The organism is Pseudomonas sp. KBN12P06040 (assembly GCF_037574965.1).
GTDB lineage: Bacteria > Pseudomonadota > Gammaproteobacteria > Pseudomonadales > Pseudomonadaceae > Pseudomonas > Pseudomonas aeruginosa.
The window spans coordinates 3937314-3962732 of sequence record NZ_JBBELS010000001.1 but is presented as its reverse complement, the minus strand read 5'-3'; the positions used below and the strand labels follow the sequence as shown (position 1 = coordinate 3962732).

At 68.1% G+C, this 25419-nt stretch carries 24 protein-coding genes; 12 read left to right on the top strand and 12 right to left on the bottom strand.

The genetic code is table 11. From position 1 onward, the window contains the following. Positions 1 to 106 precede the first annotated feature (106 nt). The 8 genes from VQ067_RS18585 to VQ067_RS18550 are packed head-to-tail and all read left to right on the top strand — an operon-like array spanning position 107 to position 6172. The gene (locus VQ067_RS18585; RefSeq protein WP_003083135.1) at positions 107 to 865 is read left to right on the top strand and encodes a heme ABC transporter permease; all 759 of its coding nucleotides are present in this window, start codon (positions 107 to 109) and stop codon (positions 863 to 865) included. Continuing rightward, the gene (gene ccmD, locus VQ067_RS18580) at positions 862 to 1038 is read left to right on the top strand and encodes a heme exporter protein CcmD (protein WP_003083136.1); all 177 of its coding nucleotides are present in this window, start codon (positions 862 to 864) and stop codon (positions 1036 to 1038) included. Before VQ067_RS18585 ends, ccmD begins: the two co-directional genes overlap by 4 nt. After that, a complete protein-coding gene (gene ccmE, locus VQ067_RS18575; RefSeq protein ID WP_003083137.1) occupies positions 1035 to 1523 on the top strand; it encodes a cytochrome c maturation protein CcmE in 489 nt (162 codons plus the stop codon). Before ccmD ends, ccmE begins: the two co-directional genes overlap by 4 nt. Further along, complete coding sequence (locus VQ067_RS18570) at positions 1524 to 3497, top strand: heme lyase CcmF/NrfE family subunit (protein ID WP_003107324.1); 1974 nt, start codon at positions 1524 to 1526, stop codon at positions 3495 to 3497. 3 nt (positions 3498 to 3500) lie between these two features. Next, complete coding sequence (dsbE, locus tag VQ067_RS18565) at positions 3501 to 4043, top strand: thiol:disulfide interchange protein DsbE (protein WP_003083138.1); 543 nt, start codon at positions 3501 to 3503, stop codon at positions 4041 to 4043. Further along, on the top strand, positions 4040 to 4507 hold the full coding sequence (gene ccmH, locus VQ067_RS18560; RefSeq protein ID WP_023095870.1) for a cytochrome c maturation protein CcmH: 468 nt from the start codon (positions 4040 to 4042) through the stop codon (positions 4505 to 4507). The genes dsbE and ccmH overlap by 4 nt, the downstream gene beginning before the upstream one ends. Then, complete coding sequence (gene ccmI / locus VQ067_RS18555; RefSeq protein WP_023095869.1) at positions 4504 to 5727, top strand: c-type cytochrome biogenesis protein CcmI; 1224 nt, start codon at positions 4504 to 4506, stop codon at positions 5725 to 5727. Before ccmH ends, ccmI begins: the two co-directional genes overlap by 4 nt. A 28-nt stretch (positions 5728 to 5755) precedes the next feature. Next, positions 5756 to 6172, top strand: a complete 417-nt coding sequence (locus tag VQ067_RS18550) for a hypothetical protein (protein ID WP_003087156.1) — start codon at positions 5756 to 5758, stop codon at positions 6170 to 6172. Positions 6173 to 6175: 3 nt separating this feature from the next. On the opposite strand, the gene VQ067_RS18545 is transcribed toward VQ067_RS18550, so the two are convergent. Beyond that, the gene (locus VQ067_RS18545) at positions 6176 to 6982 is read right to left on the bottom strand and encodes a helix-turn-helix transcriptional regulator (RefSeq protein ID WP_003087160.1); all 807 of its coding nucleotides are present in this window, start codon (positions 6980 to 6982) and stop codon (positions 6176 to 6178) included. A 200-nt stretch (positions 6983 to 7182) separates the two neighbouring features. Between VQ067_RS18545 and VQ067_RS18540 the strand changes: the two genes are divergently transcribed. Further along, a complete protein-coding gene (locus VQ067_RS18540) occupies positions 7183 to 8550 on the top strand; it encodes an APC family permease (RefSeq protein WP_003110692.1) in 1368 nt (455 codons plus the stop codon). A 13-nt stretch (positions 8551 to 8563) separates the two neighbouring features. Next, the gene (locus VQ067_RS18535; RefSeq protein WP_003087164.1) at positions 8564 to 9664 is read left to right on the top strand and encodes a DmpA family aminopeptidase; all 1101 of its coding nucleotides are present in this window, start codon (positions 8564 to 8566) and stop codon (positions 9662 to 9664) included. A gap of 7 nt (positions 9665 to 9671) precedes the next feature. Here the strand turns inward: VQ067_RS18535 and VQ067_RS18530 are convergent, their stop codons facing one another. The 4 genes from VQ067_RS18530 to VQ067_RS18515 form a co-directional block, all read right to left on the bottom strand. Further along, the gene (locus tag VQ067_RS18530; protein ID WP_003087165.1) at positions 9672 to 11087 is read right to left on the bottom strand and encodes a glycerol kinase; all 1416 of its coding nucleotides are present in this window, start codon (positions 11085 to 11087) and stop codon (positions 9672 to 9674) included. Between the two features lie 20 nt (positions 11088 to 11107). After that, complete coding sequence (locus tag VQ067_RS18525; RefSeq protein WP_003140249.1) at positions 11108 to 12346, bottom strand: NAD(P)/FAD-dependent oxidoreductase; 1239 nt, start codon at positions 12344 to 12346, stop codon at positions 11108 to 11110. After that, entirely contained in the window at positions 12333 to 13742 is a 1410-nt protein-coding gene (locus VQ067_RS18520; RefSeq protein WP_033990104.1) for an NAD(P)/FAD-dependent oxidoreductase, read from the bottom strand. Before VQ067_RS18520 ends, VQ067_RS18525 begins: the two co-directional genes overlap by 14 nt. Positions 13743 to 13926: 184 nt before the next feature. Next, positions 13927 to 14703, bottom strand: a complete 777-nt coding sequence (locus VQ067_RS18515) for a DeoR/GlpR family DNA-binding transcription regulator (RefSeq protein WP_003083169.1) — start codon at positions 14701 to 14703, stop codon at positions 13927 to 13929. A 346-nt stretch (positions 14704 to 15049) separates the two neighbouring features. Between VQ067_RS18515 and eutH the strand changes: the two genes are divergently transcribed. Further along, entirely contained in the window at positions 15050 to 16285 is a 1236-nt protein-coding gene (gene eutH, locus VQ067_RS18510) for an ethanolamine utilization protein EutH (protein ID WP_003087169.1), read from the top strand. Positions 16286 to 16344: 59 nt separating this feature from the next. Further along, on the top strand, positions 16345 to 16701 hold the full coding sequence (locus VQ067_RS18505; protein ID WP_003087170.1) for a DUF1937 family protein: 357 nt from the start codon (positions 16345 to 16347) through the stop codon (positions 16699 to 16701). An 81-nt stretch (positions 16702 to 16782) separates the two neighbouring features. Here VQ067_RS18505 and VQ067_RS18500 read toward each other — a convergent pair whose 3' ends face one another. The 7 genes from VQ067_RS18500 to VQ067_RS18470 all read right to left on the bottom strand — a co-directional run bounded on the left by VQ067_RS18500 (position 16783) and on the right by VQ067_RS18470 (position 25199). After that, positions 16783 to 17781: a sulfate ABC transporter substrate-binding protein gene (locus VQ067_RS18500; protein WP_003087175.1), complete on the bottom strand. Its 999-nt coding sequence runs from the start codon at positions 17779 to 17781 to the stop codon at positions 16783 to 16785. Positions 17782 to 17909: 128 nt separating this feature from the next. Next, the gene (muiA, locus tag VQ067_RS18495; protein WP_009314771.1) at positions 17910 to 19565 is read right to left on the bottom strand and encodes a mucoidy inhibitor MuiA; all 1656 of its coding nucleotides are present in this window, start codon (positions 19563 to 19565) and stop codon (positions 17910 to 17912) included. 123 nt (positions 19566 to 19688) lie between these two features. Continuing rightward, entirely contained in the window at positions 19689 to 20315 is a 627-nt protein-coding gene (locus VQ067_RS18490; RefSeq protein WP_003083175.1) for an HD domain-containing protein, read from the bottom strand. Then, complete coding sequence (locus VQ067_RS18485; RefSeq protein ID WP_003083179.1) at positions 20302 to 21153, bottom strand: ion transporter; 852 nt, start codon at positions 21151 to 21153, stop codon at positions 20302 to 20304. The genes VQ067_RS18490 and VQ067_RS18485 overlap by 14 nt, the downstream gene beginning before the upstream one ends. A gap of 64 nt (positions 21154 to 21217) precedes the next feature. After that, the gene (locus tag VQ067_RS18480; RefSeq protein WP_019485649.1) at positions 21218 to 22132 is read right to left on the bottom strand and encodes an urea transporter; all 915 of its coding nucleotides are present in this window, start codon (positions 22130 to 22132) and stop codon (positions 21218 to 21220) included. A gap of 366 nt (positions 22133 to 22498) precedes the next feature. Beyond that, entirely contained in the window at positions 22499 to 23932 is a 1434-nt protein-coding gene (gene pyk / locus VQ067_RS18475) for a pyruvate kinase (protein ID WP_003117786.1), read from the bottom strand. A gap of 1 nt (position 23933) precedes the next feature. Beyond that, a complete protein-coding gene (locus tag VQ067_RS18470; protein WP_009314767.1) occupies positions 23934 to 25199 on the bottom strand; it encodes a glycerate kinase type-2 family protein in 1266 nt (421 codons plus the stop codon). Positions 25200 to 25419: the final 220 nt, after the last annotated feature.

Here is a 25419-nt window from a genome sequence, read left to right as displayed (position 1 = left end):
CATCGGCGGGCGTGCGGTACCGGGCGGCTGCGCCGCCCACGCTTGACCCGGGCTGGCAGCGGAAGGCCTGCCCGGTATTTCCAAAGAGCCCTGTAAACAGAGCCTGATGATGAATTGGACATGGTTTCACAAGCTTGGGTCGCCCAAGTGGTTCTACGAGATCAGCGGCCGCTGGCTGCCCTGGTTCGCCGTGGCGGCGGCGCTGCTGATCGTCACCGGCTGCGTCTGGGGGCTGGCCTTCGCGCCGCCGGACTACCAGCAGGGCAATAGCTTCCGCATCATCTATATCCATGTGCCGGCGGCCTTCCTCGCCCAGTCCTGCTACGTCATGCTGGCCGTGGCCGGTGCCGTCGGGCTGATCTGGAAGATGAAGATCGCCGACGTGGCGGTGCAGTGCGCCGCCCCCATCGGCGCCTGGATGACCTTCGTCGCGCTGCTTACCGGGGCCGTCTGGGGCAAGCCGACCTGGGGCGCCTGGTGGGTCTGGGACGCGCGCCTGACGGCGATGCTGATCCTGCTTTTCCTCTATTTCGGCATCATCGCCCTCGGCCAGGCGATCAGTAACCGCGACAGCGCGGCCAAGGCCTGTGCCGTACTGGCCATCGTCGGCGTGGTGAACATCCCGATCATCAAGTACTCGGTGGAGTGGTGGAACACCCTGCACCAGCCGGCCACCTTCACCATCACCGAGAAGCCGGCGATGCCGGTGGAGATGTGGTTGCCGTTGCTGATCATGGTCCTAGGCTTCTATTGCTTCTTCGCGGCCATGCTGCTGGTGCGCATGCGCCTGGAAGTGCTCAAGCGCGAGTCCCGCACCGCCTGGGCGAAAGCCGAGGTGAAGGCCCTGGTGGAGAAGGCACGATGAGCTTCGAATCGTTCGGCGACTTCCTCGCCATGGGCCATCACGGTCCCTACGTCTGGTCGGCCTACGGCATCAGCCTGCTGGTGCTGGCGATCAATGTCGCCGAGCCGCTGCTGGCCCGGCGCCGCTACCTGCAAGAAGAGGCGCGTCGTCTGCGCCGGGAGGCCCAGCAGTGAATCCGGTCCGCAAGAAACGTCTGATCATCGTCCTCGCCATCGTGGTGGGCGTCGGCGCCGCGGTGGGCCTGGCGCTGTCGGCCCTGCAACAGAACATCAACCTGTTCTACACCCCGACCCAGATCGCCAACGGCGAAGCGCCGACCGACACCCGCATCCGCGCCGGCGGCCTGGTGGAAAAGGGTTCTCTGCAACGCAGCGAGGATTCGCTGAACGTGCGCTTCGTGGTCACCGACGGCGCCAAGGAAGTGACCATCGCCTACCATGGCATCCTTCCCGACCTGTTCCGCGAGGGGCAGGGCATCGTCGCCCTCGGCAAGCTGGGCGGCGACGGCGTGCTGGTGGCCGATGAAGTGCTGGCCAAGCACGACGAGAACTACATGCCGCCGGAAGTCACCAAGGCGCTCAAGGACAGCGGCCAACTGAAGCACTACGAGAACGGCAAGGCCGCCGGCGAGACCTCGTACAACCAGGAGGGCAAGTAGATGATCCCCGAACTCGGCCACCTGGCCCTGATCCTCGCCCTTTGCCTGGCCCTGGTGCAGTCGAGCCTGCCGCTGGTCGGCGCCTGGCGCGGCGACCGCCAGTGGATGAGCCTGGCGCGCCCGGCGGCCTGGGGGCAGTTCGCCTTCCTCGCCTTCGCCTTCGGCTGCCTGACCTGGGCCTTCCTGCGCGACGACTTCTCGGTGGCCTACGTGGCCGGCAACTCCAACAGCGCGCTGCCCTGGTACTACAAGTTCAGCGCCGTCTGGGGCGCCCACGAAGGTTCGCTGCTGCTCTGGGCGCTGATCCTCGGTGGCTGGACCTTCGCTGTGTCGATCTTCTCCCGGCAACTGCCGGAGGTCATGCTGGCCCGCGTGTTGGCGGTGATGGGCATGATCAGCACCGGCTTCCTGCTGTTCCTGATCATCACCTCCAACCCGTTCAGCCGCCTGCTGCCGCAGACCCCGATGGACGGCAACGACCTCAACCCGCTGTTGCAGGACGTCGGCCTGATCGTCCACCCGCCGATGCTCTACATGGGTTACGTCGGATTCTCGGTGGCCTTCGCCTTCGCCATCGCCGCACTGCTCGGCGGCCGCCTGGACGCCGCCTGGGCGCGCTGGTCGCGGCCCTGGACCCTGGTGGCCTGGGCCTTCCTCGGTATCGGCATCGTGCTCGGCTCCTGGTGGGCCTACTACGAGTTGGGCTGGGGGGGCTGGTGGTTCTGGGATCCGGTGGAAAACGCCTCCTTCATGCCCTGGCTGGTCGGCACTGCACTGATCCACTCGCTGGCGGTGACCGAGAAGCGCGGCGTGTTCAAGAGCTGGACCGTGCTGCTGGCGATCGCCGCTTTCTCCCTGAGCCTGCTGGGCACCTTCCTGGTCCGCTCCGGCGTGCTCACCTCGGTGCACGCCTTCGCCTCCGACCCGGAGCGCGGGGTGTTCATCCTCGCCTTCCTGCTGCTGGTGGTCGGCGGCTCGCTGACCCTGTTCGCCCTGCGCGCGCCGGTGGTCAAGAGCCAGGTCGGCTTCGCCCTGTGGTCGCGCGAGACCCTGCTGCTGCTGAACAACCTGGTGCTGGTGGTGGCGGCCTCGATGATCCTCCTCGGGACTCTCTACCCGCTGCTGCTCGATGCCCTCAGCGGCGCCAAGCTGTCGGTCGGCCCGCCGTACTTCAACGCCATGTTCCTGCCGCTGATGGCGGCGCTGATGGCGGCCCTGGCGGTCGGCGTGCTGGTGCGCTGGAAGGACACCCCGAGCCGCTGGCTGCTCGGCATGCTGACCCCGGTGCTGGTGGCCAGCGCGGTCCTGGCGGCGGCCGGTTCGATGTACTTCGGCGATTTCAACTGGGCGGTGCTGGCGGTGTTCCTGCTGTCCGCCTGGGTGGTCCTGGCCGGTTTCCGCGACTTCCTCGACAAGACCCGGCACAAGGGCGTGCTGGCCGGCGCCCGCAGCCTGACCCGCAGCTACTGGGGCATGCAACTGGCGCACCTGGGCATCGCCGTGTGCGCCATCGGCATCGTCCTCAGCAGCCAGTACAGCGCCCAGCGTGACCTGCGCATGTCGCCCGGCGACACCGTCGAACTGGGCGGCTACCACTTCCTCTTCGACGGCGCGAAGCACCACGAAGGGCCGAACTACACCTCGGACAAGGGCAGCATCCACGTCAGCCGCGACGGCAAGGAGATCGCCACCCTGCATCCGGAGAAGCGCCTGTACACCGTGCAGAGTTCGATGATGACCGAGGCCGGGATCGATGCCGGCTTTACTCGCGACCTCTACGTGGCGCTCGGCGAGCCGCTGGAGAACGGTGCCTGGGCGGTGCGCGTGCACGTCAAGCCGTTCGTCCGCTGGATCTGGTTCGGTGGCCTGCTGATGGGCCTCGGCGGCGCCCTGGCGGCGCTCGACCGGCGCTACCGGGTGAAGGTGAAAACACGTGTGCGCGAGGCCCTGGGCCTCGCCGGTCAGGGAGCCTGAGTCTTGAAACGAGCGATTCTGCTGCTGCCGCTGGGGATCTTCCTGATCGTCGCGGTGTTCCTCTTCCGCGGCCTCTGGTTGGACCCCAGCGAGCTGCCCTCGGCGCTGATCGGCAAGCCGTTCCCGGCCTTCGACCTGCCCAGCGTGCAGGACCCGGCCCGGCGCCTAACCGAGGCCGACCTCAAGGGCAAGCCGGCGCTGGTCAACGTCTGGGGCACCTGGTGCCCGTCGTGCCGGGTCGAGCACCCGGAACTGACCCGGCTGGCCGAGCAGGGCGTGGTGATCTACGGGATCAACTACAAGGACGACAACGCCGCCGCCATCAAGTGGCTGAACGAGCTGCACAATCCCTACCTGCTGAGCATCAGCGACGCCGACGGCACCCTGGGCCTGGACCTGGGCGTGTACGGTGCGCCGGAAACCTACCTGATCGACAAGCAGGGCATCATCCGCCACAAGATCGTCGGGGTGGTCGACCAGAAAGTCTGGCGCGAGCAACTGGCGCCGCTGTACCAGCAACTGCTGGACGAGCCGGAGGCCCGATGAAGCGTTTCCTCGCCACCGCGCTGCTCGGTCTCGCCCTCTGCGGCGTGGCCCGGGCCGCCATCGACACCTACGAGTTCGCCAGCGACGCCGAGCGCGAGCGCTTCCGCAACCTGACCCAGGAACTGCGCTGCCCGAAGTGCCAGAACCAGGACATCGCCGACTCCAACGCACCGATCGCCGCCGACCTGCGCAAGCAGATCTACGGCCAGTTGCAGCAGGGCAAGAGCGACGGCGAGATCGTCGACTACATGGTTGCCCGCTACGGTGACTTCGTTCGCTACAAGCCGCCGGTCAACGAGCGTACCTGGCTGCTCTGGTTCGGTCCGGGCGCCTTGCTGCTGTTCGGCGTGCTGGTGATCGGCGTGATCGTCCTGCGCCGCCGGCGCACCGCTGCCAAGGTGCAAGCCACCCTGTCCGCCGAGGAGCAAGCGCGCCTCGCCAACCTGTTGAAGAACGACAAATGATCGATTTCTGGCTCGCTGCCGGCCTGCTGCTGCTGGCGGCCCTGGCATTCCTGCTGACTCCGCTGCTGCGTGGCCGTCGCGCCCAGGCCGAGGAAGACCGTACCGCCCTGAACGTCGCGCTTTATCAGGAGCGGATCGCCGAGCTGGCCGGCCAGCAGGCCGCCGGCACGCTGACCGCCGAGCAACTGGAGAATGGCCGCGCCGAGGCTGCCCGCGAACTGCTCGCCGACACCGAGGGCAGCGGCGAAGAGCGTAGCTCGCGCCTGGGCCGGGCGGTCCCGCTGGTCGCGGCGCTGCTGGTGCCGTTGGTCGCGCTCGGCCTGTACCTGCATTGGGGCGCCAGCGACAAGGTCGAGCTGGCCCGCGAATTCGCCCAGGCGCCGCACTCCATGGAAGAGATGACCGCGCGCCTGGAGCGCGCGGTACAGGCCCAGCCGGATTCCGCCCAGGGCTGGTACTTCCTCGGTCGCACCTACATGACCCAGGAACGCGGCGCCGATGCGGCGCGGGCCTTCGAACGCGCCGCCGAACTCAGCGGGCGGCAGCCGGAAGTGCTCGGCCAGTGGGCGCAGGCACTGTATTTCTCCGGTGGCAAGAAAATGACCGCGCAGATCAAGGCCCTGGCCGACGAGGCGCTGAAGGGCGACCCGGCCGAAGTGACCACCCTTGGCTTGCTCGGCATCGCCGCCTTCGAAGAGCAGCGCTACGCCGACGCCATCGGCTTCTGGGAGCGCCTGGTGTCGGTGTTGCCGAACGAGGACCCGGCACGCTCGGCGATCCAGGGCGGCATCCAGCGCGCCCGCGAGCGCATGACCGAGGCCGGGCAGACCCCGCCGGCGCCGGCCGCGCCCGCTGCCGCCGGGGTGACCCTGACGGTGAAGGTGGATATCAGCGACGCGGTGAAGGGCCAGGTCAAGGCCGACGACAGCGTGTTCGTCTTCGCCCGCGCCGTCGGCGGCCCGCCGATGCCGTTGGCAGTGAAGCGCCTGACCGTCGCCGACCTGCCGGCCGAGGTCAGCCTGAGCGATGCCGACGCCATGATGCCGCAGCTCAAGCTCAGCGGATTCCCGCAGGTCGAGCTGGTCGCTCGGGTATCCCGCGCCGGCAACGCCATCTCCGGCGAATGGATCGGACGCGGCAAACCGTTGTCTACCGCCCAGTCGTCGGCGCAAGCGCTGACCATCGACGGCCCGGACCAGCCCCAGGCGGCCCGGCCATAACGACAACGGGTTGGCGGGAGGTGCGGCGGTGAAGGCGAAGTATCTGGGTCTGGCGATTCTCCTGGGCGGTCTCGGCGGGTGCGTGGTGCATCCGCCGCAGACCAGCGAACCGCCGGCCTCGCTGCCGCCGCAAAGCCAGCCGCAGCCCGGTCCGTCCAGCGCGCCCGGCGCCACCCCGCCGCGCATCACCCCGCAACCGCAGACTCCGGCGCAGCCCAGCCGCTCGCGTCCGCAGTTCGCCCCGCCGCCAGGCGGCAAGGGCGTCTGGGACGGCAGCCTGGGGGTCTATGTGATCCGCGGCGAGCGCGATCTCTACTACCGCCAGCGTACCTACTACCGCTGGGACGGCGGCTGGTTCTGGTCCACCAGCCCGCAGGGTCCCTGGACCGAGACCGACGCCCGCGGCATCCCGCCCGGTCTCAGCCGGCGCTACGCCAATCCATGACCCTTAGGGGTTCTCCGGGTCGTGCCCGAGCGACTGGATGAACAGCGAGAACAGTTCCGGTTGCGAGGAAATGTCCAGCTTGGCGTACAGGTGGCGCCGATGGACCTTGATCGTCTCCGGCGAGATCGCCAGGCGCTCGGCCATGGCCTTCGACGAGTAGCCGCGAAGGATCAGGCGAGCGATCTCCAGCTCGCGTTCCGATAGCACGCTGGCGCCGAAGTGGCTGAGGGCGTCGCGTATCTGCGTGGCCATCTCTTCCTGCGGTGCGGCCGGCAACAGGCGCTGGCTGCGCTGCTGCCAGTGCTGCTGCATCAGCGCCAGGACCCAGCTCGAGAGCAGCCCGAGCATCCCGCATTCCTCGTCGGCGAATATCCGCTGCATCCCCAGCGATAGCGACAACGCGCCCCGGTCGGGTACCTGGAGGATGAACTGCACCTCGTCCTCCAGCACGTTGTCGTGGAAGTAGCTGAGGTAGTACTCGCTCTGCCGGAAATGGTCCGGGGCGATCTCCTCGAGGCGGTACAGGCCGCTGGCCAGGCCTTCCCGGCAAGCCTGGTAGAAGGGGTCGAGCAGGTACAGCCCGTTCAGGTAGGCGAGCATCGAGGCCGGCCCGGCGTGCGGTTCGGCGTCGTATTCCTCCAGGGCCACCGGCACGCCGTTGGCGGGGTAGAAGATCGCCAGGGCGTTGTCGAACGGCAGGTGCTGGCGCAGCAGCAGGATCAATTGCTTCCAGAAGCGGTTGCCGCCGATCTGTTCGATGGCGCGGCCCAGGCTGGCGTGCATGCCGATGTCCCGGAACAGGGTGTGCATCCGTATTCGCTCCACGGTGGGTTTTCGCAGGCTCCGGTTTGCGGCTTTTCCATCCTCCGCGTCAAGGGGCGTAACCCCAAAGGGTGATTGGCCCGCCGGTTCCGCGCTCCTAGAGTCGGCGCATAACCAGCGCCCCGGCAAGGGGCCGCCGCGAGTCTCCGTTACTGCCTCAACTTCAATAACAATCAGAGGACAACGACATGAGCTCTTCCCCCGCGCCCGAAAGTGCGCTGAAACCCACCCTGGGCGTGTTCGACGTGGTCGCCATCACCGTTTCCGCGGTCACTCCCGCCAGTTCCGTCTTCGTCATCGCCCCCTTCGCCATCCAGCAGGCCGGCACCGGCGCCTTCTGGGCCTTCGCCCTGGCCGGGGTGCTGGCGCTGATGTTCGCCTGGTGCTATGCCGAGCTGGGCAGGGCGCACAGCACCGCCGGCGGCGAGTATGTCTACGCCAAGCGGGTGTTCGGCGGCTTGGCCGGCTACGCCACCTTCCTCACGGTGCTGGCGATGCTGCTGTTCATCCCGCCGGTGCTCGCCACCGGCGCGGCGACTTACCTGAACGCTGCCCTCGGCACCCACTTCGATGCGCAGACCGTGGCCCTGGCGATCGTTGCCTTCAGCTACCTGCTGGGCATCCTCAACATCCGCGTCAACGCCTGGGTCACGGGTACCTGCCTGCTGCTGGAAGTGGCGGCGCTGCTGGTGATCGTCGGCCTCGGTTTCGGCCATGCACAGCAACCGGCGAGCGTCCTGCTGCAGCCGCAGGTAGTCGGCGACGGCGGGCTGCTGGCGATCGCACCCTGGGCATTGGTGATCGGAGCGGTCGGTACCGCGCTGTTCTCCTACAACGGTTTCGGCGGCGCGGTGCTGCTCGCCGAGGACATGAAGGACGGCGGTCACAGCGTGCATCGCGCGGTGCTCTGGTCGCTGGCGCTGGTGGTGCTGATCGAGATCGTCCCGCTCGCCGCGCTGCTGATCGGCGCGCCGTCGCTCCCGGCGATGCTCGCCAGCCCCGACCCGATCGGCTATCTGTTGAACAGCCATGGCAACGAGACGCTGTCGCGCCTGGTCAGCGCGGGAATCTTCCTCTCGGTGTTCAACGCCATCGTCGCCATCGTCATCCAGAGCGCCCGGGTGATCTTCAGCAGCGGTCGCGACGCGCTCTGGATGCCGGCGTTGAACCGTGCCTTCACCCGTATCCATCCGCGCTGGGAATCGCCCTGGCTGGCCACGCTGTTCCTCGCCATTCCCTCGGCGGCGCTGAGCTTCAGCTCCAACCTGGCCGAACTGACCTCGTTCACCGTGTTGCTGATCGTCATGGTCTACCTGATCGTCGCCCTCTGCGCGCTGTTCAGCCGGGTGCTGCGGCGCGACCGCGAGCATCCCTACCGGATGCCGCTGTGGCCGCTGCCGGCGCTGCTGGCGGTGAGCGGGGCGGGATACCTGCTGCTCAACCTGTTCCTGGCGGCCTCGGCCAGGGACGTGATGATCATTGTCGGACTGCTGGCGGTGTCGGTGATTCTCTACTGCACCTACGGCAAGCTCAGTCCGGCGTTCCAGAAGCTTTGAAACAGGAGTCCGCATGCGCGCTCGACAACTTGGCATCACCCTCGGCCTGGGCACTCCCGGCCCGTTCAACGCGATCACCGACGTTCCCGGCGTGCGCGTCGGCCACAGCACCCTGAACCAGCGGATCGACGGCAGGCAGGTTCGCACCGGCGTCACCCTGGTCCAGCCGCGCGCCGGTGCGGCGCGCCTGCAACCCTGCTTCGCCGGCTGCCACGTGCTCAACGGCAACGGCGACGCCACGGGCCTGGAGTGGATCCGCGAAGCCGGCCTGCTGACCACCCCGATCGCCATCACCAATACCCACAGCGTCGGCGCGGTGCGCGACGCGCTGATCGCCGAGGAGCGCGCCGAACTCGGCGACAGCGGGCTGTACTGGTGCATGCCGGTGGTGATGGAGACCTTCGACGGCCTGCTCAACGATATCTGGGGCCAGCATGTCGGCGCCCGCCAGGTCGGCGAGGCGCTGGCCTGCGCCGAGTCCGGACCGGTCCGCGAAGGTTCGGTGGGCGGCGGCACCGGGATGATCTGCCACGAGTTCAAGGGTGGCATCGGTAGCGCATCGCGGCGGCTGCCGGCGGAGCAGGGCGGCTGGACGGTGGGCGCGCTGGTCCAGGCCAACCACGGCCAGCGTCGCGAGCTGCGGGTCGATGGCTATCCGGTCGGCCGCCGGCTGGGCGACATCCCCTCGCCGTTCAGCGAGGAAGGCACCCCGGGCATGGGCTCCATCGTGGTGATCCTGGCCACCGACGCGCCGCTGCTGCCGCACCAGTGCCAGCGCCTGGCGCAGCGCGCCTCGATCGGCATCGCTCGCACCGGCGGTGGCACCGAGGACTCCAGCGGCGACGTGTTCCTCGCCTTCGCCACCGGCAACCAGGACCTGCCGCCAGCCGACTATGCGCGCAAGGACCTGCCGCAGAGCACGCCGCTGCGGATGCTCAACAACGACCACATCTCGCCGTTGTTCGCCGCGGCGGCGGAGGCGGTGGAAGAAGCCATCGTCAACGTGCTGCTGGCCGGCGAGGACATGCGCACCGAGGACGGCCGGCTGGTGCCCGCGCTGAAGGGGGAGACGCTCCTGGCGGCGCTGCGCGAGACCGGCTGGCCGGGACGCTGAAAGCGGCTCAGCGCCAGCCGCGGGTGCGCGCCACCGCTTCGCTGAAACGCACCTGCCAGCGCCGGGCGGTGCCGGCGTCGACCCGCGGCTGGAACTCCGTGCGGGTGTTGCGCGGCTCCGCCAGCTCGTAGCCGAGGCCACGCGCGGCAAGGGCGGCGCAACCGAAGGCGGTGAGTTCGTCGAAGCGCTGGGTGACGATGCGCCGTTGCAGGCTGTCGGCGAGGAACTGGGCGAAGTAGGGGCTGCGCGCCAGGCCGCCGTCGATGGACAGGCGGTCGGTGACCTTCAGGTAGCCGTCCATCGCCTGGATCACCTCGGCGCTGCGCAGCACCACGCCTTCGAGCAGGGCCTGGCAGAGGTCCTCGCGGCGGGTGCCGGCGTCCATTCCCAGCCACATCGCGCCGGCGCTGCGGTCCCAGTGCGGGCATGCGAGTCCCGACAGGGCCGGGACGAAGGCCAGCCCGCGGTCGATGGCCGGCGGCCGGTCGAAGCCGGCCAGTTCCGAGAAGTCGCTGAACAGGCCAAGACGCCCGGCCCACTCGACTGCGGCGCTGGCATCGTAGACCCCGCCGTCCATGGCGTACACCGGCTTGCCATCGATCTGCCAGGCGATGGTGGCGAGCAGGCCTGTCTCCGGCGAGCGGATGATCCGCTCGCCGCTAAGGGTCAGGGCGAAGGCGCCGGTGCCGAAGGTGATCTTCGCATCACCCGGCTGGCGGCAGCCGTGACCGTAGAGCGAGGCCTGCTGGTCGACCACCGAGGCCGTCAGCGGGGTGTTGCCGATCACCCCGAAATGGCCGACGGTGTCGCGGATTTCCGGCAGGCACTCGATCGGCACGCCGAACAGGGCGCACAGTTCGGGGTCCCAGCGGCCCTCGGCGAGGTTCATCAATGCGGTGCGCGAGGCGGTGGTGACGTCGGTGGCGAAGGTTCCGCACAAGCGGTCGAGAAACCAGGCGTCGCTGGTTCCCAGGCGCAGGCGGCCGGCCTCGAGAGCCCGGCGAGCGGCAGGAAGGTGCTCGACGATCCAGCCCAGCTTGCTGGCCGAGAAATAGGCATCGAGCGGCAGGCCGCTGCGTTCCAGGACCAGCGCCTCGGCGCCGCTGGCGCGTAGACGCTCGATGTGCGGGGTGGTGCGGTTGTCCTGCCAGACGATCAGCGGCGACAACGGCTCGCCGCTGCGGGCGTCCCAGGCCATGCAGCTTTCGCCCTGGTTGGCGAGGCCGATGGCGTCGACCCGGCCGCTGGCCTCCAGGCAGCGTTGCAGGTTGGCCAGCAGTTCCAGCGGATCGTGCTCGACCCAGCCGGACTGCGGATGGTGTTGCTGGTGACGCAGCGCCAACTGAATATCGGCGCTGCCGTCCTGGCTGGCGACCAGCACGCGGGTACTGGTGGTTCCCTGGTCGAGGGCGGCGATTCGCATGGTCGGTTCTCTTCGCGGGTTCAGTGGCCGGAGGTGAGGAAGGCGACTTCCAGGCGCCGGGTGTCCGGCGGTAGGCGCAGGGCGGCCAGCGGCACCAGCAGGCGGCGCTCCGGCAGGCAGGACAGGGCGCGTTCCCACACCGGGCGACCATCGGCCAGTATCCGCAGGCGTCCGCTGGCGGCCTCGCTTACGCGTAGCTGCAGATGCGCCAGGCCGGGTGTCGGATCGTCCAGCAGCCGCTGCGGCACGCACAGCTTGAGCGGACCGCTGCAATCGATGGCGATACCGGGCGCGGCGACCGGCAGTTCGGCCCGCAGGTCGGCGGCCAGCAGGCCGGCGATCCTTCGTCCCTCGCGGAACGACCAGCCGGCGGTCTCGATCGGCCGGAGCAGGTTGCCGGCGGCGAAATAGGCGGGGTCGGAGCAGCGGCCGAACTGATCGATGCGCGGGCCGCCGCTGGCCGGGTCCAGTTCCAGGTGGCTGAGGCGGACCAGGCTCGACTCGGGAACGAAGCGTCCGCTGAGGAGGATGCCGTCGCAGGCGATCCGTTCGACCCGCCCGTCGCCCAGGCGTACCCGCGCCGCCTCGACCCGGCCGCGGCCTTCGATCTCCAGCAGCTCGCTGGAGAAGTGCATCGGCACTCCGCACAGCCTGGGAAACAACGATAGCGGCCAACGCGCGGTGGCCCGTGCGTTGCGTTCGAGCATGGCCACCGGGCGGATGCCGGCACGCCGGCAGCTCATCACGGCGGACAGGCTGACCAGCTCGGTGCCGACGATCAGCGGCCGTTCGAACGGCTTCAGGCCTTGCAGATAGAGATAGGCTTGCAGCGCGCCGGTATTGATCACGCCCAGTGGCCGGTCGCCGCCCAGCAGGCGCGCCGAGCGCGGCGTCTCGCGTGCGCCGGTGGCCAGCAGCACGCGTGTCGCGCGCAGACTGCGCGGGCCTTCGGGGGTGGCCAGTTGCAGCAGACCGGCGGCGGCGAGAGCGACCACGCTATGGCGCAGGCGGATATCCACCCCGGCCCGTTCAGCCTGTTCGACGTTACGCAGCGCGTAGGCCGGGCCAGTCAACAGGCGGCCGTGCTCGCGCAGGCCGAACGGCGGATGCGCGCAATGCCGGGGTATACCGCCGGCCTCGCCGTCGCGCTCCAGCACGCAGACCCGGGCGACGCCCTGGCGGCGTAGTTCGATGGCGGCCGCCAATCCGGCGGGACCGCTGCCGACGATGGCGACGTCGACCTGTTCAGTGATGCTCATGGCAACTCCCGGTGGCGAGGGGCTGGGCGAGGCGGCCGGCGCTCAGCTCGGCGACCCGCGCGTTGCAGTAGAAACCCTGGCAGCGTCCCATGCAGGCGCGGGTGCGACGCTTCAGGCCGCCGAAGTCGCCGGCTGGCAGCGGGCCTTCCAGGGCGGCGAGGATTTCCCGGCGGGTGACCATCTCGCAGTGGCAGACGATCTCGTCGTAGCTGGGACGCTGCCAGTCGCGCGGCAGGTGTTCGGCGAGGTTCGGTACCTGCGGCCAGAGCGGCTCGCGAACCGCTTCGTGGAAGCGCCCACCCTGGTAGAGACGATAGACGTGGCGTGCGATGCCCAGCGCCGCGGTGAGACCGGTGGAACGGATGCCGCCGACACTGATCCAGTTGCGTCCGTCGACCTGGCGGATGCGGTATTCCTTCTTTTCGCTGGCCGGCCGCAACCCGGCGTAGGTGGCGGTGACCGGCATGCCGCGCAGGCCGGGGATCCGCTCGACGGCGGCGTCGATCAGTCGCTGCAGGGTGTCGCTGTCGACCCGTGCCTGTTCGCGGTCGTCCTGTTCCTCGGCGGTGGGGCCGGCAAGCAGGTTGCCGAAGACAGTACGGGTGAATACCACGCCTTTGGTCCGCTCGTTGGGTACCGGCAGCAGGATGTGCCGCAGCAGCGCCGCGGCGGCCTTGTCGAAGACCACGAACTGGCCCTTGCGCGGATGGATGGCGAAGCTCGCCGCGCCGAGCAGGCGCTGTTCCAGTTGGTCACCGAAGAGTCCGGCGCAGTTGATTACCTGGCGCGCGCGCAGATCGCCGCGGCGGGTATGCAACAGCCATTCGCCGCCGTCGAAGGCGCCGTCCAGCACCTCGACGTTGAAACAGGCCTCGGCGCCATGGGCCTGCGCCTGTTGCAGATAGGCGAGCGGCGCGGACCAGGGGTCGATCAGATGCTCACCGGGGACCCGCACCGCACCGAGCACATTGCCGGCCAACTGCGGCTCCAGCGCCAGGACCTCGTCGCGACCGATCTGGCGGACGTCATCGACACCGTTGCCGTGGGCCTGCTCGACGATGGCCGGCAGGCGCGCCAGATCCTCGTCGCTCCATGCCGCCACCAGGGCGCCGGTTTCCAGCAGCGGCAGGTTGAGGCGCGCATGGATGTCGCGGTATTCGCGATAGCCCTCCTGCATGCAGGCCAGTTCGATGCTGCCGGGCGGCGCGTCGAAACCGGTATGGAGGATCGCGCTGTTGCCCTTGCTGGCACCGGAGAGGATGTCGGTGCTTTTTTCCAGCAGGACCACCCGCGCACCTTCCAGGGCGAAGCGGCGGGCCATGGCGCAACCCACCACGCCAGCGCCGATCACTGCAACGTCGAAGATCGCGGTCTTTGTCGCAAGCGGCTCAGTCATCGTTTCTGCCTGTTTCTTTTGGTATCAGTTTGCTTTTTGACCGTAACACTGATTTTTCACACAGAATTTTATGTGAAATTTGTTGTTTTAATGTGGCAACTGAAAGAGAAACAGTCAATCGATTAATCGACGGGCAGCCACCGGCACAGCCCCGGCCTGTCTCCGGGGCTGCCCGCGAGGGGAGTCAGGCCTGCGGGGTGCGCAGGGGGGCTTCGTGGACTTCCACCCGCGCCTGTTGCAGGGCTTCCCAGAGTTCCCCGGTAGGCTTGCGGTCGACCACCAGGCGGTTGATCCGGCTCAGCGGGAAGACCTGGAACAGGGCGCGCCGGCCGAGCTTCGAGGAGTCGGCGATAACCGTCAGTTGGCGGGCCTGAGCGATCATGGCACGGGCGATCTCGGCTTCCTCGATGGAAAAATCCATGGCGCCATCGCCGTTCAGCGCGCCGACGGTGATCACCGCATGCTCGGCGTTGAACCGGGCGATCTGCTCAATGGCCAGGGCGCCGACGTTCTGTTCGGATTCCGGGCGGTACTCGCCGCCGATCATGAATGCACGGTTGCCGGAGGCGCCGACGCTGCCGGCGATCAACAGCGAGTTGGTGATCACCGTCAGATGGCTCTGGCGCGCCAGTTCGCGGGCGAACAGCAGGGTGGTGGTGCCGGTGTCGATGAAGATGCTGTCACCGGGCCCGAACAGGCCGGCGGCGTAGCGGGCGACTGCGCGTTTTTCCTGGGCGTGCTCGTTCATTCGGGTCTGGAAGGCGTTCTCGTGCTCGCCGCTGGGCGGCAGGGCGGCCCCTCCGTGGAATTTGCTGACCAGGCCTTGTTCGGCCAGCGCGGCGAGGTCGCGGCGAATGGTTTCCTGGGAGGTGGAAAGGGTCCGCGCCAGTTCGTCCACCGAGATCCGCTCGCGCTGGCGCAGCAATTCGAGAATGTGGCGGCGGCGTTCCTCGGGGCGCATCGTGTTCTCCCATGGGCCGCATCCTGGTGCGGCGATTGTTACCGTGAATCGCCCGGTAGCGCCTGGCGGCGCTGGGCGGAAGGGGGCGGGGCGAGGCTTTGCGCAGGCCCGGCGGAAAATCCCACAGGTCCGTAAGGCAGGTACGCTCTTGGATTGGCCGCCTACTTGACCGTATGGGTGACCAATTTAGGTAAAACGAACCTTCAAATCAACACGAAAACCAAATTGTGGCACGCGAAATGCGAGTGTTCGCTTCGGCGGAGCGACCGGCGTGGCCGGCCTCCCGACCAGACAACCAGAAGAACGCATCCCGCTACGGGAGCCTGCCGAGGGGAGAACGACGCAGATGGCCGAGTTCGGAAACTATGTGATTTACCTGATCATGCTGGGTGCGGTACTTGGCGCGCTGGCTTCCATCCTGCGCCCGGAAAGCGGTCTGGGCCGCGAGTTCGTCAACGGCATCCACGCCATCGGTCCGGTGTTCCTCGCCCAGGCCGGCATCATGGTAGCCATTCCCTATCTGTCGAAGGCGATTTCCCATGCCCTCGGCCCGTTCTTCCAGACCCTCGGTTCCGACGTATCCATCGCCGCGCTGTCGATCATCGCGGTGGACATGGGCGGCTACCAGTTGGCCGATGCCCTGACCGCCAACCGCGACATGTGGATTACCGCCATGCTGGTGGGCTACACCTCCGGCGCGACCATCGTCTACCTGATCCCGGTCGGCCTGACCATGCTCGAGCGCAAGGACCACAAGTACCTGGCGCTGGGGGCGATGGCCGGGTTGATCAGCATTCCGTTCGCGGTGCTGGCGGCGTTGCTGCTGATTACCCTCAACCACATCCCGGTGCGCGAACTGGTATCGACCGGTTCGCCGGCCCTGCACTACCTGTCGCTGGACTTCCTCGGCATGCTTCGGCTGCTGGCGCCGCTGTTCGTCTTCTGCTTCCTGCTGGCCGCCGGCCTGAAGTACCGGGCGACGGCGATGGTCACCGGGTTCCTGGTATTCGGCAAGGTGATGGACGCGTTCATCAAGATGGCCCTGGCGCTTTCCATCGTCCAGCACTTCACCGGAGTCTTCACCAAGGTCTTCGGCGGCTGGGGCTTCGACCCGATGTTCGCCGACGAGAAAGAGTTGTTCCGCGCCATCGAGATCGCTGGCTACATCGGCATCATGCTGGCCGGGACCTTCCCCATCTGCTACCTGTTCCAGCGCTACTGCAAGCGCCCGATGGCGGTCCTCGGCCGTTACCTGGGGCTGTCCCAGCCGGGCGCCACCGCCTTTGTCATGGTGCTGGCGAACATCATCGCCACCTACCACCTGTTCAAATACATGAATGCTCGCGACAAGGTGCTTTGCGTGGCCCTGGGCGTCTGCGCCCAGGCCACCATCGGCGATCACCTGGCATTCACCGCCAACTTCCAGCCGACGCTGATCCTGCCGATCCTGCTCGGCAAATTGTTCGGCGGCCTGCTGGCGGTATTCATCGCCATCCGCATCTCGGTGCCTGCCGCCGAGCGCTATGCCCGGCAGGAGCAGGAGCATGACGAGGCGGAAAAAAGCGCCCTGCACGCAGCCTGAAACATCCCCCGACGAGCGCCGCGAGCCATCGCGGCGTCGCTTTCCGCAACGAGGTAACCATGCGCAAGATATTCCTAGCCTGTCCCTACAGCCATGCCGACGCCGAGGTGGTCGAGCAGCGCTTCCGTGCCTGCAACGAGGTCGCGGCGACCATCGTCCGCGCCGGCCACGTGGTATTCAGCCAGGTCTCCATGTCCCATCCGATCAACCTGTGCCTGGCCGATCTCGACCGCGCGGCGATCGGCAGGTTGTGGGCGCCGGTGGACGCCTTCTACATGGATCACCTGGAAGAGCTGATCGTCCTCGACCTGCCGGGCTGGCGAGACAGCGCCGGCATCCGCCGCGAGATGGAGTTCTTCGAGGCCGGCGGACAGCGGGTGAGCCTCTGGTCCGAGGTGGAGCACGAGTTTCGCTGAGGCGGCAGTGGCTGAACTGCAAGCCGAATGAAAAAGCCGGAAGCGCGAGCGCTTCCGGCTTTTTCGTCGAGCGGCGAGGGATCAGTTGGGGCTGTAGATCTGGTCGAATACGCCGCCGTCGATGAAGTGGGTCTTCTGCACGCTGCGCCAGTCGCCGAAGGTCTTCTCCACCGAGAAGAAGTCGACTTTCGGGAAGCGGTCGGCGAACTTGGCTAGGATCTCCGGGTTGCGCGGGCGCAGGTAGTTGTTGGCGGCGATGGTCTGGCCCTCGTCCGACCACAGGTACTTCAGGTAGGCCTCGGCCTGGGCGCGGCTGCCTTTCTTCTCGACCACCTTGTCGACCACCGCCACCGGAGGCTCGGCCTCGGCGGACACGCTCGGGTAGACCACCTCGAAGCCGCCTCGGCCGAATTCGCGGGCGATCATCTCGGCTTCGTTCTCGAAGGTCACCAGTACGTCGCCGATCTGGTTCTGCATGAAGGTAGTGGTGGCGGCGCGGCCGCCGGTGTCGAGCACCGGTACCTGCTTGAACAGTTTGCCGACGAACTCCTTGGCCTTGTTCTCGTCACCGCCGTTCTTCAGCACGTAGCCCCAGGCGGAGAGATAGGTATAGCGGCCGTTGCCGGAGGTCTTGGGGTTCGGCACCACTACCTGGACGCCGTCCTTGAGCAGGTCCGGCCAGTCCTTCAGGGCCTTGGGGTTGCCCTTGCGAACGATGAACACGGTGGCCGAGGTGAACGGCGCGCTGTTGTTCGGCAGGCGGGTCGCCCAGTCCTTCGGCACCAGGCCGCCGTTGTCGGCGAGGGCGTCGATGTCGGTGGCCTGGTTCATGGTGATGACGTCGGCGGGCAGACCGTCGATCACCGAGCGCGCCTGCTTGCTGGAACCGCCATGGGACATCTGGATGGTGATGTTCTCGCCTTTCTCCGCTTTCCAGTATTTCTGGAAGGCCGGGTTGTATTCCTTGTAGAAGTCGCGCATCACGTCGTAGGAGACGTTGAGCAGGGGCTGGGCGGCGTGAGCGGCGCCGCCGAGCGCCAGGCCGGCGGCCAGCAGGGAGGCGCTGAACAGTCGTTTCACAGGGCAGTTCCTTTGGGCATGTTGTAGTGGCTCGACTATAACGTCGGGTTATATGCAGGGTAAATATCAAAAACTGCTTTGCTTATTACCCGCTCGAGCCTATGCCGCGGCCGGCGCTTTGGCCAGCGCTAGTCGAGGCCGCTGACCGCCAGGTCCTTGGGATACTCCACGCTGAACTTCAGGGTGGCGCTGCGTTTCTCGCCGGGTTGCAGGGTCCAGTCCCACTTCAGCTTGCCGTCGTCCTCGCGCTTGATTTCCTGCGCCTTGGGTTCCAGCAAGGTGACCTGGATCTGCTCGTTGCGCGAGACCGGCAACTGGTCCTCGAACTGCACGCGTTCGGCGTTCTTGTGGTTGTTGCGCACGTCGATGCGGAATTCGTAGTTGACCCGCGTGCGGTTGCCGATCAGGCCGCTGCTGTCGGTGTAGCGCTTGACCAGCTTGCGTTCGATGCCGATGCCCTCGTCGGCGCCCAGTGCCAGTTCGAAGCTTTCTCCGGGCATCACCCCGCGCAGATGGCCGCTGGCGACGAAGCTGTTGCCGAGAAAGGTATTCAGGGTGCCGGGGAGCAGCGGGTAGTCGCTGTCGTTGCGGGTTTCCGCCTCCAGGTAGGCGGTTTCGCGCAGGGCCGGGGCCGCCAGGTAGCGCAGCTTGGCCGGCATTTCCAGGCGGGCGATGGTGACCTTCTGCGCGCTGCCGTCGCTGTTCAGGGTCGCCGGCACGGGGATGTGGAAAGAGGCGCTGGCGGCTCCGCTGCTGACCTCCGCGGTGGCGAGCCGCGCCTCGGCCAGCTTCGGCGCCGAGGCCGGCATGGCCATCTTCGCCGAGGTCCTGGCGATGGGCGCGGCTTGCGGCATGGGCGCCGGAGCGTCCTGCATGGCCATCTCGGCACCGTAGTAGGCGTTGGGCGCGTCGATGTCGACGATCCAGGGATTCAGCCGCGGTACGTTGCCGCCCAGGGCCGGACGGGCGGTGGAGAGGGTCAGGTCGATGTCGGTCCAGTCTTCGCCGCTGCTCTGCCGGACCAGGCCCTGGTAGGTCAGTTCGATGGTCTTCGCGCCGTCGCGCAGGCGCGCGTCGTAGGTCGGCTGCCAGGAGGCGTCGCGCAGGGTGTAGTCGAGCTTCACCTCGACCTGTGCCGGTTGCTCCAGGGCGACCCGCAGGACCGCGCGCTTGAAGCGCTTGCCGTCGCCGTTGAGGGTGCCGCGCTGCTCCTGCAACTGCTGCTTGCGCTGTTCCAGTTCGGCGGCGCGGTCGTCCAGCTGGCGCTGCTCGGCGAGCAGGCGTTCGAGGTTGCCTTCGGTCAGTTGCAGCAGGCTCTTCAGCTCGTCGATGCCGGGCATGGGGCGATCCTTGCCGGGCTGGGTGCTGCCGCTCTGGATGTCGGCGAGGAACTTCTTCTGCGCTTCGAGCACGCTGCCGCGGTCATGGATTTCCCGCAGTTGCCGGTCTATCTCGCGCAGTTGCTGGTCGAGCTGCTGCACACGATTGTCGTCCGGACGCTCGACCCGTTGCGCGGCGCTGCTGACGTCGAGCAGGGTGGCGGCGGCGCTGGCGCCGAGGGACGCGCGCAGGCTGGCGTCGTCGAGCTGGAAGGGCAGTTGCTCCAGGGCGATCTCATGCTGGCCCTTGGGCAATTGCAGGCGGGCGGTGCGGGTGACCACGGCACGGTCGGCGTAGACGGTGACCGCGCTGATGCGGCTGTCGACCGCTTGTGGCGCGGCCAGCAACGGAGCGCTGGCGAACAGGCCGGCGAACAGGAGCGGAGAGGCGGCGAGTCGATTCACGATATCTCTTCCTTGGGCGGATGGAGGGGCGAGGAACCCGTGCGTGCGGTCCCTTCCTGCTGCCTGAGACGCAAGCGCGGTGAAAGACGGGTTAAGCGGCGCGAAGAAATTTTCCCGTGCGGCTCAGGCCGGCTGTTCCAGGCGCTCCAGGGCACCGCGCAGGTTGGCGCGGGCGGCGGCCTCCCAGCGCTGCCGCAGCGGTTCGCAGTGGTACAGCGCCGGTTGCTCCAGCAACTGGCGCAGCAACTTGCCGCGCCCGGCGCGGAACAGCGGTTCCGGCACCCAGGCGTATTCGGCGCGGACGTCCGCCTCGTAGCGTGCGTAGACCGGCGCCGGCGCGGCGAGGATGGCGAGGTCGAGATCCACCACCAGGGCTGCGTCGGCGTCTCCCGGCGGCGCCTGGTGACAGGTGGCCATGATCAGTTCGCGCAGGGCCGGCCGCAGCGCCGCCAGCCCGGCCTGGTCGAGCCAGCGCTCGGTGCTGGCGGCGCTGGCGGCCTCGTTGTCCTGGCGCTGGGTGTCGTAGACCAGGTCGTGGGTCCACAACGCCAGCTCCACCAGGTCCGGCCGCCGCGCCAGTTGGCGCCAGCGGTCGAAGTGCTCCAGGCAGGCGAGGATGTGGCGATCGCTGTGGTAGTGCCGGTCGGCCCCGCCATAGGCCGCCAGCAGCGCGTCGAAGGCATCCGCCGGCGGGTTGCCGCCGAGTCGCTGCCAGAGGGCGTCCCAGCGCTGCCGGTCAAGACTTCCCATGGCTGCCTTCCTCGCGAGGGAACAACGGGTTGCCGCAGCGGCAGCAGAATGCCGCCTGCACTTCGTGGGTCGCCTTGCGGCACACCGGGCAATCCCGCTGCAACAGGTTGGCCGGGTCCTGGCGCATCGCGGTGGCGAGTTCGGCGGTGAAGATCCCGGTGGGCACCGCGATGATCGAGTAGCCGGTGAGCATCACCAGGCTGGCGATGGCCTGGCCGAGCGGGGTCTTCGGGGTGATGTCGCCGAAGCCGACCGTGGTCAGGGTGACGATCGCCCAGTAGATGCCGCGGGGGATGCTGGTGAAACCGTGCTCCGGGCCTTCGACCACGTACATCAGCGCGCCGAACACGGTGACCAGGGTCATCACGGTGAGGAAGAACACGATGATCTTCTGCTTGCTGCCGCGCAGGGCGGTGAGCAGGAAATTGGCCTGGCTCAGGTACTGGCGCAGCTTGAGCACGCGGAAGATCCGCAGCATGCGTATCACCCGGACGATCAGCAGGTACTGGGCGTCGGGGTAGAGCAGGGCGAGGAAGCCGGGGAGGATCGCCAGCAGGTCGACCAGGCCGTAGAAGCTGAAGGCATAGCGCAGCGGCTTGGGCGAGCAGTACAGGCGCAGCAGGTATTCCACCAGGAAGATGCCGGTGAAGCCCCATTCGATGTAGGCCAGCAGGTCGCCGTAGTCCTGGTGGATCTCGTCGATGCTGTCGATCATCACTACCAGCAGGCTGGCCAGGATCACCAGCAGCAGCGCGCTGTCGAAGCGCCGGCCGTCGCGGGTGTCGGTCTGGAAGATGACGATGTAGAGGCGTTCGCGCCAGCTGTCGGGTGCGCTCATCGTGGCTCCTGATGATGGATGCGGCACCTTACCAGACTAGCCCGCCGGCGCCAGCGTTCCCCGCTCAGGAGCGCCGCCGGCCGAGGCGCGCGCCGAGGCTGCCGGCCAGGCGCAGGTAAAGGCGCTCGCCGCCAATGCAGAGCAGGCAGGCGAGGATGAACGGTGCGGTCAGCGCCGGCAGGCCGAGCAGGCCGAACAGCGGTTGCAGCGCCACCGCCAGGCCCATGCCGAGCAGTGGCGGCCAGACGCTGCGGTAGCGCAAGGCCAGGGCCAGCCCGGCAAGAGCGGCGTTCAGGCCGTAGAGCCCGGCGAGCGCGCTCGCCCAGTCGTAGCCCAGCAGCCAGGCCAGCGGCAGGCTGGCCGCGGCGCCGGCGAGGGCCCAGGCGGCCGAGGGACGCGAGACCAGCAGCAGGCCGAGCCAGACCAGCAGCCCTGCCAGCGGTTCACCGAGGAAGATGATCTCGCCGATCCCCAGCGTTAGCGCCGCCAGCTCCGCCGTGCCGCTCCAGGCGCAGCTGAAGCAGCCGCCATGGGCCGCCGGGGCCAGGCCTAGCCAGGCGCCGAGGGGCACCAGCCACCAGCCGTTGAGGACGAAGCCCAGGGTATAGGGCGGTAGCCAGCGGCGTCGGCGCAGCCCATGCAGGAACAGGCGCTGCAACGCCACGCTGGCCAGGCAGCCGAGCGCTACCAGCGACACCAGTCCCGGCGACCAGGCGAAGCGGAATGCCAGCAGCATGCCGATCAGCACGGCGTTGTAACCGTACAGCCCGGCCTCGATGTCGCTGTCGGCGCAACGCAACAGGCGCGCCAGCAACGGGCCGAGGGCGCCGCCAAGGAGGGCGCCGGCGAGCAGCGGCGGCGCGCCGACGGCGATCGCCAGCAGGCAGGCCAGGCCCAGGCGTGGGTCGCCCTGGAGGAACACCTGGCTGATGCCGCGCAGGAGGATTCGGGATGCATTGAGGAGAGATTGCAGGGGCATGGCGGTCAGTGCGGCAAGGGCCGCTCGGCAGGCACGGAGATGCCAGGCCTGCGCGAGGGGCGGGGGTGGTCATTGTAGGGCCGGTAGCGGAGGCGACGCACCCCGGACGAGAAGGCCAGGCGAGGGTCATGCATGCAGGGCGTTCCAAGAAGAAAAAAAGACCTCCGGCAGGAGTTGAACCGGAGGCCTTGAATGTCCATGGCCTGCATGGGAGTGCGCGAGGGAGGCCATGGTCCGACAAGAAGGTCTTTCCCGGATGGATGGAGACGCGGCCCCGTATTTCCGGCCCCATCCATCCGAGAGAGACAAGGGTGGCCCGACCCGCATGCCCGGGGGGACGGCGCGGGCCGGACCGAACTCGTTGCTTCAGAGGCCTCCCAGCGGCGGCGCCACGGTCTCGATGCGCAGCATGTTGGTCGAGCCGGGGCGACCGAACGGTACGCCGGCGGTGACCACCACGGTGTCGCCGCGGCGCGCCATGCGCTGGGCCAGGGCGATGTCGAGGGCGGTCGAGCAGATCTCGTCGACGTGCGCCAGTTGCTCGTTGACCACCGAATACACGCCCCAGGCCACGGTCAGTCGCCGCGCGGTGCGCAGGTTCGGGGTCAGGCTGAGGATCGGCGCCTTGGGCCGCTCGCGGGCGGCGCGCAGGGTCGAGTTGCCCGACTCGGTGTAGTTCACCAGCACCGCCACCGGGAGGATCCGGCTGACCCGGCGGATCGCGCAGCTGATCGCATCGGAGACGGTAGCGTCGGGCTGCGGACGGTTGACCTCGAGCTGGACGTGGTAGTCCGGCTCGGCCTCCACCTGGCGGACGATCTTCGCCATCATCTCTACCGCCTCGCGAGGGTATTGTCCGGAAGCGGTTTCCGCCGAGAGCATCACCGCGTCGGCGCCGGCGCCCACCGCGGTGGCTACGTCGGTCACCTCGGCGCGGGTCGGGGCGGGGGAGAAGCGCATCGACTCGAGCATCTGGGTGGCCACCACCACCGGCTTGCCGAGCTGGCGGCAGACCTGGACGATGCGTTTCTGGATGCCCGGCACGCTCTCCGCCGGCACCTCTACGCCGAGGTCGCCGCGCGCCACCATGATCGCGTCGGCGCGCTCGGCGATCGCCTCGATGGCGCTCACCGCGCTGGGCTTCTCGATCTTGGCCATGAGGAAGGCCTTGTCGCCGATCAGCCCACGGGCCTCGTCGATGTCCTCCGGGCGTTGCACGAAGGACAGCGCCACCCAGTCGACCCCCAGTTCCAGGCCGAAGGCCAGGTCGCGGCGGTCCTTGTCGGTCAGCGGGCTGAGTTGCAGCACCGCTTCCGGCACGTTGACGCCCTTGCGATCGGACAGCTCGCCACCCACCGCCACGCGGGTCTCGATGGCGTCGCTGTGGCAGTTGACCACTTCCAGGCGGATCTTGCCGTCGTCCAGCAGCAGGCTCATACCCGGCTCCAGGGCATGGATGATCTCCGGATGCGGCAGGTTGACCCGCCGCTCGTCACCGGGGACGTCGCTGAGGTCGAGGGTGAAGGTCTGCCCGCGCTGCAATTGCACGGCACCGGCGGCGAAGCGGCCGACCCGCAGCTTCGGACCCTGCAGGTCCATGAGCACGCCGATCGGGTAGTTCAGTTCCGCTTCCACCTCGCGCACCCAGGCGAAGCGCTGCGCGTGATCGGCGTAGTCGCCGTGGCTGAAGTTCAGGCGGAACAGGTTGGCGCCGGCCTCCACCAGGGCACGGATATCGTCGCGGCTGCGGGTGGCCGGGCCGAGGGTGGCGAGGATCTTGGCTTTCTTGTCGGCTGTCATGTCAGGACTCGAGGATGAGAATGGCGCGGAAGTCGTTCACGTTGGTGCGGGTCGGTCCGGTCACCAGCAGGTCGCCGAGGGTCTGGAAATAGCCGTAGCCGTTGTTGTCGTCGAGCTCGTCGCGGATCTTCAGCCCGGCCTTTTCGCCGCGGGCATGGGAGCAGGGCGTCATCAGCGCGCCGGCGTTGTCTTCCGAGCCGTCGATGCCGTCGGTGTCGCCGGCCAGGGCCCAGATGTTCGGTTCGCCCTTTAGCTCGGCGGTGAGGCTGAGGAGGAACTCGGCGTTGCGTCCGCCGCGACCGTTGCCGCGCACGGTGACGGTGGTCTCGCCGCCGGAGAGGATCACGCAGGGCGCCGCCAGCGGCTGGCCGTGCTTGCGGATCTGCCGGGCGATGCCGGCGTGGACCTTGGCGACTTCCCGCGCCTCGCCCTCCAGGTCGCCGAGGATCAGCGTCGAGAAGCCGGCCGCGCGGCACTTCACCGCTGCTGCGTCGAGGGCGTTCTGTGGCGTGGCGATCAACTGGAAGTGGCTGCGCGCCAGGCGCGGGTCGTCGGGCTTGACGGTTTCCGAACGCGGGTCGGCGAGCCAGTCGAGGACGTTCTGCGGTACGTCGATGGCGTAGCGCCTGAGGATCGCCAGGGCGTCGGCGGAGGTGGTCGGGTCGCCGACGCTGGGGCCGGAGGCGATCACCGTGGCCTCGTCGCCGGGAACGTCGGAAATCGCGTAGGTATAGACGCTGGCCGGCCAGCAGGCCTTGGCCAGGCGACCGCCCTTGATCGCCGAGAGGTGCTTGCGCACGCAGTTCATCTCGCCGATGGCGGCGCCGGACTTGAGCAGCGCCTTGTTCACCGCCTGCTTGTCCGCCAGGCCAATGCCTTCGGCAGGCAGCGAAAGCAGTGCGGAGCCGCCGCCGGAGAGAAGGAAGATCACCCGGTCGCTCTCGTTCAGGCCGCTGATCAGTTCCAGCACGCGACGGGCGACGCGCTCGCCGGCGTCGTCGGGCACCGGATGGGAGGCTTCCACCACCTCGATGCGACTGCATTGCGCGCCGTAGCGGTAAGGCGCCACTACCAGGCCCTGGATCTCGCCCTGCCAGTGCTTCTCCACCACTTCGGCCATGGCTCCGGCGGCCTTGCCGGCACCGATGACGATGGCGCGCCCGCTGCGATCTTCCGGCAGGTGGTCGGCCAGCACCTGGTAGGGATGGCCGGCTGCCACCGCGGTATTGAACAGCTCGGTGAGAAAGGCGCGTGGATCGGTACTCATGACAGGCTCCGAATTTCTTGTTGTCGTGCCGCCGGTCGGACCGGCGGTCGCAGCGTCGTCGACGCTTCCATTCCGCAGCACCCGCGCCGGCGGGAACTGGGGAATGGAAGCGAGGCGCCCGGACGCAGAGGCCGTGAATCTCCCGGCCGGGCGTTCGCTTCCTTTACCCCGCCTTGTGGGCGGGGAAGGAAGAGGGCGGCGGCGAACACCGGAGTTCGCC